Source organism: Marinobacter sp. EhC06 (assembly GCF_001650915.1).
GTDB lineage: Bacteria > Pseudomonadota > Gammaproteobacteria > Pseudomonadales > Oleiphilaceae > Marinobacter.
Genome location: NZ_LXYO01000012.1, coordinates 13,384 through 26,943, shown reverse-complemented (window position 1 = coordinate 26,943; position 13,560 = coordinate 13,384). Strand labels below are relative to the sequence as shown.

13 protein-coding genes are annotated in these 13,560 nt (G+C 58.3%); 1 reads left to right on the top strand and 12 read right to left on the bottom strand.

From position 1 onward, the window contains the following. Positions 1 to 4: 4 nt before the first annotated feature. Genes rdgC through A8B84_RS06495 form a run of 8 tightly spaced genes read right to left on the bottom strand, consistent with a single transcriptional unit; the run spans position 5 to position 5,749 of the window. Positions 5 to 931 (bottom strand): recombination-associated protein RdgC, encoded by a 927-nt coding sequence (gene rdgC, locus A8B84_RS06530; protein WP_014576673.1) that lies wholly within the window; start codon positions 929 to 931, stop codon positions 5 to 7. Between the two features lie 19 nt (positions 932 to 950). Further along, positions 951 to 1,151 carry a DUF2788 domain-containing protein gene (locus A8B84_RS06525; RefSeq protein WP_064227465.1) on the bottom strand — a complete coding sequence of 67 codons (201 nt, stop codon included), beginning with the start codon at positions 1,149 to 1,151 and terminating at the stop codon, positions 951 to 953. Between the two features lie 24 nt (positions 1,152 to 1,175). Continuing rightward, positions 1,176 to 1,946: a peroxide stress protein YaaA gene (gene yaaA / locus A8B84_RS06520; protein ID WP_064227466.1), complete on the bottom strand. Its 771-nt coding sequence runs from the start codon at positions 1,944 to 1,946 to the stop codon at positions 1,176 to 1,178. A gap of 12 nt (positions 1,947 to 1,958) precedes the next feature. Continuing rightward, positions 1,959 to 2,192, bottom strand: a complete 234-nt coding sequence (locus A8B84_RS06515; protein ID WP_064227467.1) for a glutaredoxin family protein — start codon at positions 2,190 to 2,192, stop codon at positions 1,959 to 1,961. Beyond that, complete coding sequence (locus A8B84_RS06510) at positions 2,192 to 2,941, bottom strand: YciK family oxidoreductase (RefSeq protein WP_064227468.1); 750 nt, start codon at positions 2,939 to 2,941, stop codon at positions 2,192 to 2,194. Before A8B84_RS06510 ends, A8B84_RS06515 begins: the two co-directional genes overlap by 1 nt. Before the next feature lie 57 nt (positions 2,942 to 2,998). Further along, positions 2,999 to 3,670, bottom strand: coding sequence for a phosphoglycolate phosphatase (gene gph, locus A8B84_RS06505; protein WP_064227469.1), 672 nt, complete (start codon positions 3,668 to 3,670; stop codon positions 2,999 to 3,001). Next, positions 3,660 to 4,376 (bottom strand): bifunctional 2-polyprenyl-6-hydroxyphenol methylase/3-demethylubiquinol 3-O-methyltransferase UbiG, encoded by a 717-nt coding sequence (gene ubiG, locus A8B84_RS06500; protein WP_064227470.1) that lies wholly within the window; start codon positions 4,374 to 4,376, stop codon positions 3,660 to 3,662. Before ubiG ends, gph begins: the two co-directional genes overlap by 11 nt. A gap of 35 nt (positions 4,377 to 4,411) precedes the next feature. Beyond that, a complete protein-coding gene (locus tag A8B84_RS06495) occupies positions 4,412 to 5,749 on the bottom strand; it encodes a TRZ/ATZ family hydrolase (protein WP_064227471.1) in 1,338 nt (445 codons plus the stop codon). 113 nt (positions 5,750 to 5,862) lie between these two features. Here A8B84_RS06495 and mtnA point away from each other — a divergent pair, with 113 nt between their 5' ends. Next, positions 5,863 to 6,927, top strand: coding sequence for an S-methyl-5-thioribose-1-phosphate isomerase (gene mtnA, locus A8B84_RS06490; RefSeq protein WP_064227472.1), 1,065 nt, complete (start codon positions 5,863 to 5,865; stop codon positions 6,925 to 6,927). On the opposite strand, the gene A8B84_RS06485 is transcribed toward mtnA, so the two are convergent. From A8B84_RS06485 to A8B84_RS06470, 4 genes are all read right to left on the bottom strand, one after another. Then, positions 6,916 to 7,716: a helix-turn-helix domain-containing protein gene (locus A8B84_RS06485; protein WP_064227473.1), complete on the bottom strand. Its 801-nt coding sequence runs from the start codon at positions 7,714 to 7,716 to the stop codon at positions 6,916 to 6,918. The two genes, mtnA and A8B84_RS06485, sit on opposite strands and share 12 nt — an antisense overlap. 18 nt (positions 7,717 to 7,734) lie before the next feature. Next, positions 7,735 to 9,918 carry a carboxy terminal-processing peptidase gene (locus A8B84_RS06480; protein ID WP_064227474.1) on the bottom strand — a complete coding sequence of 728 codons (2,184 nt, stop codon included), beginning with the start codon at positions 9,916 to 9,918 and terminating at the stop codon, positions 7,735 to 7,737. A 238-nt stretch (positions 9,919 to 10,156) separates the two neighbouring features. Next, positions 10,157 to 12,307, bottom strand: a complete 2,151-nt coding sequence (locus A8B84_RS06475) for a 3-hydroxyacyl-CoA dehydrogenase NAD-binding domain-containing protein (protein WP_064227475.1) — start codon at positions 12,305 to 12,307, stop codon at positions 10,157 to 10,159. 29 nt (positions 12,308 to 12,336) lie between these two features. After that, positions 12,337 to 13,545 carry an acetyl-CoA C-acetyltransferase gene (locus tag A8B84_RS06470; protein ID WP_064227476.1) on the bottom strand — a complete coding sequence of 403 codons (1,209 nt, stop codon included), beginning with the start codon at positions 13,543 to 13,545 and terminating at the stop codon, positions 12,337 to 12,339. Positions 13,546 to 13,560: the final 15 nt, after the last annotated feature.

Below are 13,560 nucleotides of genomic sequence, written 5' to 3'. Positions count from 1 at the left end.
GGCACTACTCTTCGACAATCGCAGAGCGATCTTCGCCGCCGAGCGCTTCCAGGAGCCCTGGAATCAGCCGGGACAGCTCAAGGGTCATGAGCGTGAAAGCCGCATCAAACTTGGCAGCGTGGTCGTCCACGTCGACATCATCCAGTTGATCCTGAAGTGTTTCGCCGAACTTGAGGCGACGGATGCCCAGTTCTTCATCCAGCACAAAGGAGACGTTGTCGTCCCAGGTCAGGGACAGCTTGGTCACCTGCATGCCCGCATCCAGATGGTTGCGGATTTCATCGGCTTTCAGGTCCAGGCCTTTGCAGCGCACCACGCCGCCATCTTCAGACGGATCCTTGAGTTCGCATTCAGTGCCCAGAACCACCTTGCCGGGCAGGTCGATGGATTCGTTCAGCCAACCGGTAAAGGTGAAAGCAGGTGCCTGTTCCACCGCGGGTGGACGAACCGGCAGCGATCCGAGGCTCTTGCGCAGAGTCGAGGCCAGATCTTCCGCCTGCTTGGCGGAACCCGCGTCCACCACCAGAACACCGTCCTGGGGGGCGAGGTAGGCAAAGGAGCGGCGGTTCTTGGAGAAGGCCTGGGGCAGCATCTCCAGCATTACCTGTTCCTTGATTTCGTCCTTTTCTTTGCGCCGGACCTTCCGGCCCTGCTCGAACTCGATGGCTTCGGCCTTCTCCTCAACCGCTTCTTTCACCACCGGGCCGGGAAGAATCTTTTCCTCCTTGCGCAGGGCAATCAGGTGATAGCCGTTGGCACTGTGAACCAGTTGTTCGCCATGCTTGCCCAGGGGCGGAACCCAGCCCTGGCGGCTGGTTTCCTGAGGTCCGCAGGGCTTGAAGGCATCGGCCTGGAGCTTTTCTTCCAGCTCTTCGGCAGAGATATCAAAGGGTTTGGTAAATCGGAATACGCGGGCGTTGCGAAACCACATCAGGGCTGGTCCTTGTCTTTCATATTTGCATGATCTCTACGAGTACGGTTTTAACGATAAAGCCCACAACGCCGGCGCCCAGCACCGTAAATAGTGCGATGGTGCCGAACTTGCCGGCCTGGGATTTCTTGGCCAGATCCCAGACGATGAAACCCATCCAGACAATCAGGCCGGTCAGAAACACCAGCATGGCGATCTGGGAAAACATTGCTTCGTTCATTGCTGACTCCGATTTCAACGTGGATTACTGTTCATCCCGCAGGAAAACCCAGTTGTTCTTATCGGATTGGTCTTCGCTGAAGTAATAGCCTTCGAGGTTGAACCCCTTGAGGTCGTCGGCCTGGGTAATGCGGTTCTGGATGGCGAATCGACACATCAGGCCGCGGGCTTTCTTGGCGTAGAAGCTGATCATCTTATACTGACCATTCTTCCAGTCCTTGAATTGGGGGGTGACCAGCCGGCCTTCAAGGTCTTTCTTCTTTACACTCTTGAAATATTCATTAGAGGCGAGGTTTACCAGAACGCCGTCGTCGTCTGCCAGCAGTCGGTTGATCTCGCCAGTAATCTTGTTGCCCCAGAACGCATAAAGGTCCTTGCCACGGTTGTTCTCGAACCGGGTACCCATCTCCAGGCGATAGGGCTGCATCAGGTCCAGCGGTTTCAGAACCCCGTAAAGGCCCGAAAGCATTCGCAGGTGTTGCTGGGCAAATTCGAAGTCCTGCTCGCTAAAGCTCTCGGCGTCCAGGCCGGTATAGACATCGCCCTTGAAAGCCAGTACAGCCTGGCGGGCATTGTCGGGGGTGAACGGCGTGTGCCAGTTCTGGAAGCGTTCAGCGTTCAACTGGCCCAGCTTGTCGCTGATGCTCATCAGATTGCTGATCTGATGCGGCTCGAGTTCCTTTAGCTGGTCGACCAGCTCGCAGGCGTCCTCAAGGAACTCCGGCTGGGTATAAGTGTTGGTCGCCAGGGGACTTTCGTAGTCCAGCGTTTTCGCAGGGGAAATAACCATCAGCATGTCAGGCAATCCTCATTGCAGGAATGTGAGTAATTCATCCCTGGTGAAAGGCCAGTCCAGTTCCGCACCGGTATCGTTGCGCCGCAGCACCGGTATCCGGGTGCCGTAGCGCTCCACCAGCTCTTCGGACTGGGCAATGTCCACTACGTCTACCGGTATTGGTTCCGGCATCGGCGTATTTACAAGCAGGGCTTCGGCCAGTTCGCACAAATGGCACTGGGATGTTGTGTAGAAAAGCAGTTCCATTATTTCGGCTGTGCGTCCAGTTTCTGGCCGTTAACGCCCTGGCTGTCCTTGCCCATGAGGTACAGGTAAATCGGCATCAGGTCTTCCGGTGCCGGATTCTGCTGCGGGTTCTCCGCTGGGTAGGCGTGGGCTCTCATATTGGTACGGGTGGCGCCGGGGTTCAGACTGTTCACCCGGACATTGTGGCGTTCATCATCCAGCTCTTCGGACAGCAACTGGCTGAGGCCTTCAACCGCAAACTTGGAGACCGCGTAGGCGCCCCAGTAGGCTTTGGCTTTCCGGCCGACACCGGAAGAGGTGAAAATCACCGACGCATCGTCGGATTTGCGCAGCAGGGGGATCATGGCCCGGCTGAGCAGAAACGGAGCTGTCGCATTCACGTGCATGACCTTGTTCCAGGTTTCCGGGTCATACAGTTCCACCGGGCTGCGATCGCCCAGGATGGCCGCGTTGTGCAGTAAACCGTCCAGTTGGCCGAAGTTGTCTTCCAGCGTCATGGCCAGTTCTTCGTAATCCTTCACCGCCGCGCCCTCAAAGTTCATGGGTACGATGGCTGGCTTCGGGTGGCCGGCGGCCTCAATTTCATCGTAAACCGTTTCCAGCTTACCGACAGTTCGGCCAACCAGTACGACGGTCGCACCGTGGGCGGCATAGGCCTTCGCCGCGGCCCGGCCAATGCCGCTGCCGGCACCCGTCACCATAACGATACGGTCTTTCAGAAGATCGGCGGGTGCTTGGTAATCATGCATAACCTGTCTCCGTGTCAGGCTGTTACCGGCTGAACACCGGATCCTAAATTTGATGCCTTATTGTAACAGCTTTGCCAGGTCCGTGACGGTGTCAGCGATGAGGTCCGCTTGCCACAGGTCAATGGCTTCCGGCTCCTCGATGTAACCGTAGCGGACTGCGATAGTTTTCATGCCGGCATTGCGCCCGGCCTCGATGTCCCGTTCGTGGTCGCCAACGTAAATGCCAGCGCCCGGATCGGTGCCCATCTGCTGGCAGGCCAGAAACAGGGCCTCCGGGTGAGGTTTGCGCTGTGCGACGTGATCAGGGCATACCAGAGCTGCGCAGCGGTCCGCCAGATTCAGAGCTTCAATAAGCGGAACCGCGAAACGGGCGGGCTTGTTGGTGACAATGCCCCAGGGGATGCCTTGCTCCTCGAGGGCTTTGAGGAGTTCGTCCATGCCCTCGAAAAGGGTGGTTTCCACCGCTACGCCGGCCTCATAAAGGTCGAGGAACGCGGTGTGCTTTTCCAGATACTCCGGATGTTCCGGCTCCAGGCCGAAACCGACCCGGATCATCGCCCTGGCGCCGTTGGAGACCGAGCGGCGAATGTGCTCCGGGGGCAGGGCAGGCAGTCCGTGCTGTTCCCTCAACTGATTCAGGCAGCGGATAAAGTCCGGTGCCGTGTCGATCAGCGTTCCATCCAGGTCAAACAGGACCGCCGAGGTTTGTTGAGTGTTTTCAGGCTTCACGGATATCCCTGGCGTGCATCAGGTAATTGACGTCCACGTCCCGGCCCAGTCTGTACACCTTGGTGATCGGGTTGTAAGTCATCCCGGTCAGCTCCCGGACATCCAGACCGGCGTGGCGCAGGTGGTCGGACATTTCCGAAGGCCGGATAAACTTTTTCCATTCGTGTGTGCCCTTTGGCAGCAACCGAAGCACGTATTCGGCGCCGACAATCGCAAACAGGAACGACTTGGGGTTGCGGTTGATGGTCGAGACAAACAGATGGCCGCCTGGTTTCAGCATGGCGGCACATGCCTTGATTACCGATGCCGGATCCGGGACGTGCTCCAGCATTTCCAGGCAAGTGACAACATCGTATTGGCCCGCATGCTCGCTGTCCTGTGCCAGCTCCTCGACGGTGATCTGCCGATAATCCACGTTCACGCCGCTCTCCATGCCATGCAACCGCGCGACCGCGAGGGGCGCCTCGCCCATGTCGATGCCGGTAACATGGGCCCCACGCTGGGCCATGCCCTCTGACAGCAGGCCGCCACCGCAGCCGACATCCAGAGCGCGTTTACCTGCCAGGGAGACGCGCTCATCAATGTAGTTCAGGCGTAGCGGGTTGATATCGTGCAGCGGCTTGAATTCGCTCGAGGGGTCCCACCACCGGCTGGCCAGGGCTTCGAATTTGGCGATCTCGTTCCGGTCTACGTTCTGGTTTGTCATGGTTGGTTCTGCCTGGTGAATCAATAGGAAATCGGTTAGTCAGCCTTGGTTCGGATTCGCCCGGCCCAATCTTCCACCCGAAGCATGAGATCGGCAACGTCAATGCGGGTAAGCCGGCCATCCTGTACTTGTGGTACGCCGTTAATCCAGCTATGGCTTACTGATCGGCCATGGTTGCTGTACACCAGATGTGAGGCCGGATCATAGACTGGCTGCAGGAACGGGTCGCTCAGATCAATGGCAATGATGTCCGCCAGCTTGCCCTCGGCCAGTGACCCAAGCTCATGATCCCGCCCCAGGGCCCGGGCTCCGTTGATGGTTGCCATTTCCAGGGCTTTATGGGCAGACACCACCGAGGCATCACCGGCCACCACTTTGGCCACCATGGCAGCGGTGCGGAGCTCTCCAAACAGATCCAGGTCGTTGTTGCTGGCTGCGCCGTCGGTGCCAATGGCGACATTGATTCCGTTATCCAGGAGCTCCTGCACCGGACAAAGGCCGCTGGCCAGTTTCAGGTTCGATTCCGGACAGTGAATGACATGGGCGCCGGATTGGTTCAGTAGGCTGATATCGCCGCTGTCGATCTGGGTCATATGCACGCACTGGGTCTCGGGGCGAAGTACCCCGAGGTCCGCCAGCCTGGCCGTCGGCCGCTGGCCCAGTTTTTCAGTAGCCTCGGCAACTTCAAAGGCGGTTTCATGAAGATGTATCTGGATAGCGGCACCGGTTTTCTCGGAAAGCCGGACAGCTTCGGCCATTGGGCCGTCGGACACGGTGTAGGGAGCATGGGGGCCAATGGCCGGCATGATGTAGCCATCGGATTTCCAGGTGTCTATAAAATCGGCACCCTTGCTCAGATACTCGTCCGGGCCGGCGCCCCAGGGCGTTGGGAAGTCCAGCAGTGGAAAACAGATCTGCGCGCGAATACCTGCATCGTGGGCGACCTGCGCGGCGATTTCCGGAAAGAAATACATGTCCGAAAACGTGGTGGTTCCGGTGCGCAGCATTTCGGCCATGGCCAGTTGGGTGCCATCGGCAATGAACTGTTCGCTGATAAAGCGACCTTCGGCCGGCCAGATGTGATCATTCAGCCAGGTCATTAGCGGCAGATCGTCCGCCATCCCGCGAAACAGGGTCATGGCCGCGTGACCATGCATGTTGATCAGGCCGGGCATGACAACATGGTGTGGAAGATCGACGGTTTCACGGGTTCGGAATGTCCGGTCCGCCTGCTCCTGGGGGATTATGGCGGCCAGGCGGTTTCCCTGGATTATAGCTGCGTGATTCTCAAGCACCGTGCCTGCCGGCTCAATTGGAATCAGCCAGCGCGCGTTGATGCGAATATCGGCTGCGGTGATGGTGTCTGCCGTCATTCATTCCTGCCTTACAGCGCTTGGTGCGAACCTGCCGCACCTTGAAAATGTAGCCCGGAAGTATAACCGTTATACTGGCAGTTTTCAGCGCTGAAAAACCGGAGCAGTTTTCTATGGCAACAACCCCGAAACCCTCTTCCGAACGCAGCATTGGCACCGTTGCAATACGGTGGCATGGCAGCAGTCTTGAGCTGCTGGACCAACGACTGCTGCCTGGAGAGGAGCACTGGATAACGCTGGAAGGAGCGGCCGGTGTATCGCAGAGTATCCGGGATATGGTGGTTCGGGGCGCTCCTGCAATCGGCATCAGCGCGGCCTACGGGGTTGCTTTGGCCGCGAGGCACGCCGGTGGCGGCGATTGGAAGGCAGAGATCAAACAGGCGATTCGCGAGCTGGCGGCGTCACGTCCGACTGCAGTAAACCTGTTCTGGGCGCTGCAGCGCATGGAGCGGGTGTTTCACGCGTGCCATTCGCTGGACGAGGCGGTAAAACGCCTGGCCGGGGAGGCCGAGGCGATTCATGAGGAAGACTTGGCAGCCAATTTTGCCATGGCGGACCATGCCCTTGAGTTCATCGGAGCAGAGGCACCGTTTTCGGTGCTGACCCATTGCAATACCGGTGCATTGGCCACCGGGGGCTACGGCACGGCACTGGGCGTTGTTCGTCGTCTCCATGAGGAAAAGCTGCTGGCAGAAGTCTATGCCGACGAGACTCGCCCCTGGCTTCAGGGTGGCCGGTTGACGGCCTGGGAACTTTCACGCGACGGCATTCCCGTCACACTGAATGCCGATGGTGCTGCTGCCGCAATCATGGCCCGTAAAGACGTACGCTGGGTGATTGTCGGCGCCGACCGGATCACCGCCAATGGCGATGTGGTGAACAAGATCGGCACCTACAGCCTGGCGGTTCTGGCCCGTCATCACAAGGCGGGTTTCATGGTGGTCGCGCCTTCAAGCACGGTGGACATGGCGATGGCGGCGGGGGCGGATGTTCCCATTGAGGAGCGCGACGGCATTGAGATCCGGGAGATACGCGGTATTGGGTTGGCGCCGGAAGGCGTCAAGGTGTTCAATCCGGTCTTTGACGTGACACCGGCCAGCCTGATCGATGCGATCGTAACTGAAAAGGGCGTGGTGCATAACCCGAACATCACCGGTATGCAGGCGTTATTTGGTTGACGGTGGGGTGCGCTCCGGCTGTTTCTTTTTGGCGGCAGGCTTGTCAGGTGATCTTTTCACTTCGGGGGGCTTTTCCTCGTAGGTGGCCCTGAGTTCGGCCACCTGCCGTTCCTGCTCCTCAATAAAATGTAGGGACATCTCAAAACTCTGGCGGGTGAACTCCAGCACTTTCTGGAAACCTTCATCCGAGAGTGTGCGAGCGTCGTCATGCCGGCGGAAGATGTTGATGAACTCCCGCTCCCGCTCAAACTGCAGGGGCAGTCTCGCCACGCCCCAGTCGTTCAGAATCTGCCAGACTTCAGGGTTGTAGTTGCGGGTGGTGCGCATGATGAACGGAATGGGGTCGTTCCTGGCAATGAGGGCAGCCAGGCGTAGTATCAGCTCGAAAGAAAGCGTGGACGTGCCGTTCTCAATGGCTTCCAGAACCGACTTGTCCCGCAGGTTCAGAGCCTCACTCATTTCCGACAACGTCAGCCCGGCCACTTCCCGGATGTCCTTGAGAGACTGGCCTGCGGTGAGCATCGCCCGCAGTTGATCCTGGGAATTGATCAGAGCCCGACCAACCCGGAGCGACGTATCGGTGGCTTTGACCCCAAACCGGAGCGCCGAGCCGGTCAGGCTGGCCAGGCGGTCGATCAGTCCCTCTGGCGTCCGTTCCTGGGTTACCGGTTTTTCCAGCCCTTCCACTTGTTCCAGCGAGCGCATGGCGTGCAGGGCATCCAGAAGCATGTACTGGAGCATTCGAGCTTTCTGGCCGCTGTCCTGCCCGCTGGTATCCTTCGCAGTCATGGGGCTGGAGGTCTCCGTTTAACGGGTTGCGGCGGAGGCTGGAGCCTGTGCCGCGAACTGCTGCGGATCCAGGATGGATGCCATACGGTTATCCAGGTCCAGCATGTCAGCCATGATATGGCCGCCTTCCCTGATCACGAAATCCAGTTCTTCGTCGGTGGAATCCAGATCAGCCGCTTGCTGGTCCTGCCAGTCTTCCAGGTCTTCGAGGGAATCGAACGGTGGTTGCCCTTTCAGCTCACGCCTGGCGTTTGCGATAGTCAACCGCGTGCGTTCGATCTGTTCGTGCTCGGCGCGACGTTCTTCCAGATTCAGGCTGACACTGTCCGTGGCGCGCTGTTTGGTCAGGAAGTCGATTTCCTGCTGCAACAGACTGAATTCCGGATTGGTTGAGAATCGCTCCTCATGCCGCTTGCGAAGCTCATCGATGATTCCGCTGAAATCAAAGTATCGGGTGTGCGGTACGGCCTCGATCTGATCCCAGGGCAGGGCGTGATCCAGAGCGTCTTCACCAATGCGGGTCTTGTCGATACGGGAGGGGATCTCGATGTCCGGGATAACCCCTTTGTGTTGGGTGGAGCCGCCGGATACCCGGTAGAATTTGGACTGGGTAATCTTGAGCTGGCCATGGTTAAGGGGGCGCACTGCCTGAACGGTGCCCTTGCCAAAGGTCTGGGAACCGACAACCAGTCCCCGGCCATAGTCCTGAATGGCGCCGGCGAAAATTTCGGACGCTGACGCACTCATGCGATTGGTGAGCACCACCAGCGGCCCGTCATAGGCGACCGAAGGGTCCTCGTCATTGAGTACCTGCACATCGTTGTTGGCGTTGCGAATCTGAACCGTAGGGCCTTTGTCGATAAACAGGCCAACCAGATCATTGGCTTCGTGCAGCGCACCACCACCATTGTTTCGAAGATCCATTACCAGGCCGTCGACGCCGTCGGCTTCGAGTTCCGCAATCAGGTTGCGGACATCCCGGGTAGTGCTCTTATAGTTCGGATCACCAGCCTGCATGGCCTGGAAGTCCGCATAGAAAGTAGGAATGGTGATCACGCCAATCGTGTATTCCTTGCCGCCGCGCTCAAGGCGGATGGTGTCCTTGCTGGCGCTCTGTTCCTCGAGTTTTACCTCGTCGCGTTTGATGGCGATAGTCTCGGTAATGGTCTCATCAGAGGCATTGGCCGGAATCACCTCCAGTGTGACCGTTGAATTTCGCGGCCCACGGATAAGATCGACCACTTCGTCCAGGCGCCAACCAATGACATTCACCGGTTTTTCGCCCTCTTGTGCCACCGAGACAATGCGATCTGCGGGTTCAAGCTGGCCTTGCTTGGACGCCGGGCCGCCAGGTACCAGTCTTACCACCTTGGTATATTCGTTGTCTGACTGAAGGACGGCACCAATGCCTTCCAGTGAAAGGCTCATGTTGATGTTGAAGTTTTCGGAGGTGCGTGGCGAAAAGTAAGAGGTGTGCGGATCCCACATGCCGGTGAACGCGTTCATGTAGGCCTGGAATGCATCTTCACTGCGGGCCTGGTAGGCGCGCTTGAGCTGGCCTTCATAGCGGCGGCGCAGAGTTTCAACAATGGCCTCGTCATCGGCGCCGTTCAGGCGTTGCGCCAGAACTGCGTTCTTGATGCGTTTTACCCAAAGATCATCCAGGGCCTTGGCGTCGGGTTCCCAGTCCGCTTCCGAGCGGTCGACCAGAATGCTCTCTTTGGCCGAGAAATCCAGCGAGTCTATGCCGTTATCAATGGTTTCCAGCGCAAACTGGAGACGTTCGATAATTCGCTGCTGAACCAGGTTGTAGATATCAAAGCCCGGCTGCAACTGGCCTGTTTTCAGGGCCGAGCCCAACTGGGTCCGGATATTGTCGAATTTTGCGATGTCGTCTTGTGACAGGTAGATCCGTTGGCCGTCCAGATAGTCCAGATAGGCATCAAACACGTCTCCGGAGAGTTCATCGCTGATTCCGAGGTCCCGGAAGTGGGTGAACTGCAGCTGACGGGCGATCAGGATATTGGCTCGCGCCTGATCAATCGTCGGTGCAACTGGCTCATACACGGCGGGAGTTTCAACGTTGGCGTGAAGCCCCATTGGCGCAGACAGCAGCAATGCCACAGTCATTGCCTTGCACACCCCGAACCGAACAGATCCGGCCGGAGAGCGACGAGCCATAATTCTTTCCGCGATGGTCATAAATGCTTACCTGACGGTGTTGGGAGCCACTCGGTTTTTGAGGGAGTGTCTACCCGTGACTGATTAAATTTATTGTAGGCAAGCACTACACCCGATGCCATAGGCAGGGCGTATCGGTTCGTGACAATCTGTCCATGAAGACGCCACGTTCGTAACCGGGAGATCAGGAGTGTCCTGTGTAAGGAAACTGCCGGGAGAATAGCCAAATCCTCCCGACAGTTGACGTGCAGAGGATGGATCAGGCGAACGGAGTGTTCGATTCCGCCTTGTCCTGCAGGAGTTTCGGTGGTGCAAAGCGTTCACCGTAGGTCTCGGCGAGCTGGGATGCCCGCTCGGTGAATGCCCTCACGCCATACTGATTGATAAACTGAATCGCACCACCCGTCCAGGGCGCGTAGCCAATGCCGAAGATACTGCCGATATTCGCATCCTCTACCGTTCGCAATACGCCTTCCTCCAGACAACGAACTGTTTCGATGGCCTGAATGAAGAGGATCCGGTCTTTCAGCTCCTGCAGTTTGACCGTTCTTGCCTTCTCCGCATTCACGAACAGAGTTTCCAGCTCCGGCCAGAGGTGTTTCTTGCCGTTGGCAGGGTACTCGTAGAAGCCCGCGCCCGCAGCCTTGCCCTTGCGGCCATGCTCGTTGACCATCGCATCGATGACGGCCTCCGCGGGGTGGGGATTCCAGGTGCCGCCGGCGGCTTCGGTATCCTTTCTACTCTGGTCCCGGATGTGTTGCATCAGGGTCATGCTGACTTCGTCGGAAATAGCCAGTGGCCCGACGGGCATACCCGCCAGCACTCCCGCGTTTTCAATGCTCGCTGGATGAACACCTTCACCAAGCATGCAGATGCCCTCGTTGACGAAGGTCCCAAAGACCCGCGAAGTGAAGAACCCTCGACTGTCGTTGACCACCACCGGAATCTTTCCGATCTGCTGAACGTAGTCAAACGAGCGCGCCAGGGTTTCATCCGAGGTTTTTTCGCCAACGATTATTTCCACCAGTTGCATTTTGTCGACGGGTGAGAAGAAATGCAGGCCAATGAAGTTCTCGGCGTTTGCAGAGGCTCCGGCGAGCTGAGTAATGGGGATGGTTGAGGTGTTGGACGCAAAAATCCCGTTTGCCACCAGCTTGGGCTCTGCTTCCTGGGTCACTTTTGCCTTCAGTCCACTGTCCTCGAACACCGCCTCGATCACCAGATCACAGCCTTCCAGGTCGTCCGCGGAATCGGTGGCCTTGATGCGGCTCAGGATGTCTGCTCTCTGCTCTTCGGTCATCCGGCCACGGCTGACCTTCTTGGCCAGCAGCTTCTCGGAGTAGCTTTTGCCCTTTTCGGCATTTTCCATCGAGACGTCTTTCAACACCACGTCGATGCCGCGCGTGGCCGTCGAATAGGCGATACCAGCGCCCATCATACCGGCGCCGAGCACACCCACCTTACGGAAGGTTTCTTTCTCAACGCCATCGGGACGGCTGCCGCCCGCCTTGATGGCGTTCAGTTGGAACCAGAAGGTGCCGGTCATGTTCTTGGCGACCTGGCCGATCACCAGTTCGGCAAAATACCGGGTCTCGATCAGGCTACCGTTGTCGAAATCTACCTGGGCACCTTCGACTGCCGCTGAAAGGATGCGCTCCGGTGCCGGATAACAGCCTTTGGTTTTCTGCTTCAGCATGGCCGGGGCGATGGCCAGTTTCTGGGCCATGGCCGGATGGTGAGGCGCGCCGCCAGGAAACTTGAAGCCTTTCTGGTCCCAGGGTTGCTGACATTTGGGGTTAGCATCGATGAATGCCCGGGCCTTGTTGATCATGTCGTCGGCAGAATCGGCCAGTTCGTCGACAATGCCGGCCTTGAGGGCGGCTTTGGGATTCACCTTTTTGCCTTCCATCAGGAACGGGAAGGCCGCTTCCAGGCCAATCATTCGGGGCAGTCGTTGCGTGCCGCCACCACCGGGCAGCAGGCCCAGTGTCACTTCCGGCAGCCCCAGCTGAATGCTGTCGTCGTCAATGGCGATGCGATGGTGGCAGGCCAGGGCGATCTCTAGGCCGCCGCCGAGGGCGGAGCCATTGATAGCAGCAACCACGGGTTTGCCGGTGGTTTCCAGGAAGCGCATGTGGGCTTTCAGGCCGTTGACCATATCTTCAAAGGCTTGGGCGTCATCCCGGGTGACCCTGTGCAGCTCTTTCAGGTCGCCGCCGGCAAAAAAGGTCTTCTTGGCCGAGGCAATGATCACGCCTCGGATGTTGTCCAGATCACCTTTCACTTTTGCGGCAGTTTCCGAGAGGGCGTCCCGGAAAGCGGCATTCATGGTGTTGGCGGACTGGCCGGGCATGTCGATGGTGAGGGTCAGGATCTGATCTGAACCCAGTTCGTAACGGATGGCACTCATAATCGGTTCTCCTTGAAAAGTGGACGGGTTCAGACGCGCTCAATGATGGTGGCAATGCCCATGCCGCCGCCAACGCACAGCGTGGCCAGGCCATAGCGCAGTTCACGCCGCTCCAGCTCATCCAGCAGGGTGCCAAGAATCATGGCGCCGGTGGCACCCAGCGGGTGGCCCATGGCAATAGCGCCGCCGTTCACGTTCACTTTTTCGTCGGGAATCGAGAGTTCCCTCTGGAAGCGCATCACCACGGAGGCGAAGGCCTCGTTCACTTCAAACAGGTCAATCTGATCGGCGGTCATGCCCGCTTTTTCCAACGCTTTGCGCGCGGCCGGGGCAGGACCGGTCAGCATAATGGTCGGGTCAGTGCTGGTTACTGCTGTGGCAATAACGCGGGCGCGCGGTGTAAGACCCATGGCCTTACCCTTGGCCTCGCTACCGATCAGCACGGCAGTGGCACCATCGACTATCCCGGAGGAATTACCGGCGTGATGCACGTGGTTAATCTTCTCCACGTAGTGGTATTTCTCCCGGGCGACACCATCGAAGCCCATCTCGCCCATCATCTGGAAGGAGGGCTTCAGGCCGGCAAGGCTCTCCAACGTGGTGTTGCCACGCACATGCTCATCTCGATCAAGGATCACCACGCCATTCTGGTCAGTGATCGGAATAATGGATTTGCCAAAGTAGCCGTTTTCCCAGGCATTGGCCGCTTTCTGCTGGGATTTCACGGCGAAACCATCGACGTCTTCACGGCTGAATCCCTCCAGCGTGGCAATCAGATCCGCGCCGATACCCTGGGGCATGAAACCGGTATGCAGGTTAGTCTCGGGGTCTGTGGCCCAGGCACCGCCGTCGGAGCCCATAGGGACCCGGGACATGGCTTCCACGCCACCGGCAACCACCATGTCTTCCCAGCCGGAGCGTACTTTCATGGCGGCCAGGTTGACTGCTTCCAGCCCGGACGCGCAAAAACGGTTGAGAGTGACGCCAGCCACTTTTTCGTCCCAGTCAGCTGCCAGGGCTGCGGTCTTGGCGATATCCGCACCCTGATCGCCCACCGCGGTGACGCAGCCCATCACAATGTCATCCACCTGGGCGGTGTCCAGACTGTTCCTCTCCTGCAGCGCATGGAGCACCGTCGTCAACAGCGTTATGGGTTTGACGCTGTGAAGTGATCCGTCTTTTTTTCCACGCCCTCTGGGGGTGCGGACTGCATCGAAGATATACGCCTCGGTGGTCATTGCTTTTCCTCTGGT

Bases quoted from the DNA above. Each gene is read 5' to 3' on its own strand.
- rdgC (WP_014576673.1), bottom strand. From the start codon at position 931: ATGTGGTTTCGCAACGCCCGCGTATTCCGATTTACCAAACCCTTTGAT.
- A8B84_RS06525 (WP_064227465.1), bottom strand. From the start codon at position 1,151: ATGAACGAAGCAATGTTTTCCCAGATCGCCATGCTGGTGTTTCTGACC.
- yaaA (WP_064227466.1), bottom strand. From the start codon at position 1,946: ATGCTGATGGTTATTTCCCCTGCGAAAACGCTGGACTACGAAAGTCCC.
- A8B84_RS06515 (WP_064227467.1), bottom strand. From the start codon at position 2,192: ATGGAACTGCTTTTCTACACAACATCCCAGTGCCATTTGTGCGAACTG.
- A8B84_RS06510 (WP_064227468.1), bottom strand. From the start codon at position 2,941: ATGCATGATTACCAAGCACCCGCCGATCTTCTGAAAGACCGTATCGTT.
- ubiG (WP_064227470.1), bottom strand. From the start codon at position 4,376: ATGACAAACCAGAACGTAGACCGGAACGAGATCGCCAAATTCGAAGCC.
- A8B84_RS06495 (WP_064227471.1), bottom strand. From the start codon at position 5,749: ATGACGGCAGACACCATCACCGCAGCCGATATTCGCATCAACGCGCGC.
- mtnA (WP_064227472.1), top strand. From the start codon at position 5,863: ATGGCAACAACCCCGAAACCCTCTTCCGAACGCAGCATTGGCACCGTT.
- A8B84_RS06485 (WP_064227473.1), bottom strand. From the start codon at position 7,716: ATGACTGCGAAGGATACCAGCGGGCAGGACAGCGGCCAGAAAGCTCGA.
- A8B84_RS06480 (WP_064227474.1), bottom strand. From the start codon at position 9,918: ATGACCATCGCGGAAAGAATTATGGCTCGTCGCTCTCCGGCCGGATCT.
- A8B84_RS06475 (WP_064227475.1), bottom strand. From the start codon at position 12,307: ATGAGTGCCATCCGTTACGAACTGGGTTCAGATCAGATCCTGACCCTC.
- A8B84_RS06470 (WP_064227476.1), bottom strand. From the start codon at position 13,545: ATGACCACCGAGGCGTATATCTTCGATGCAGTCCGCACCCCCAGAGGG.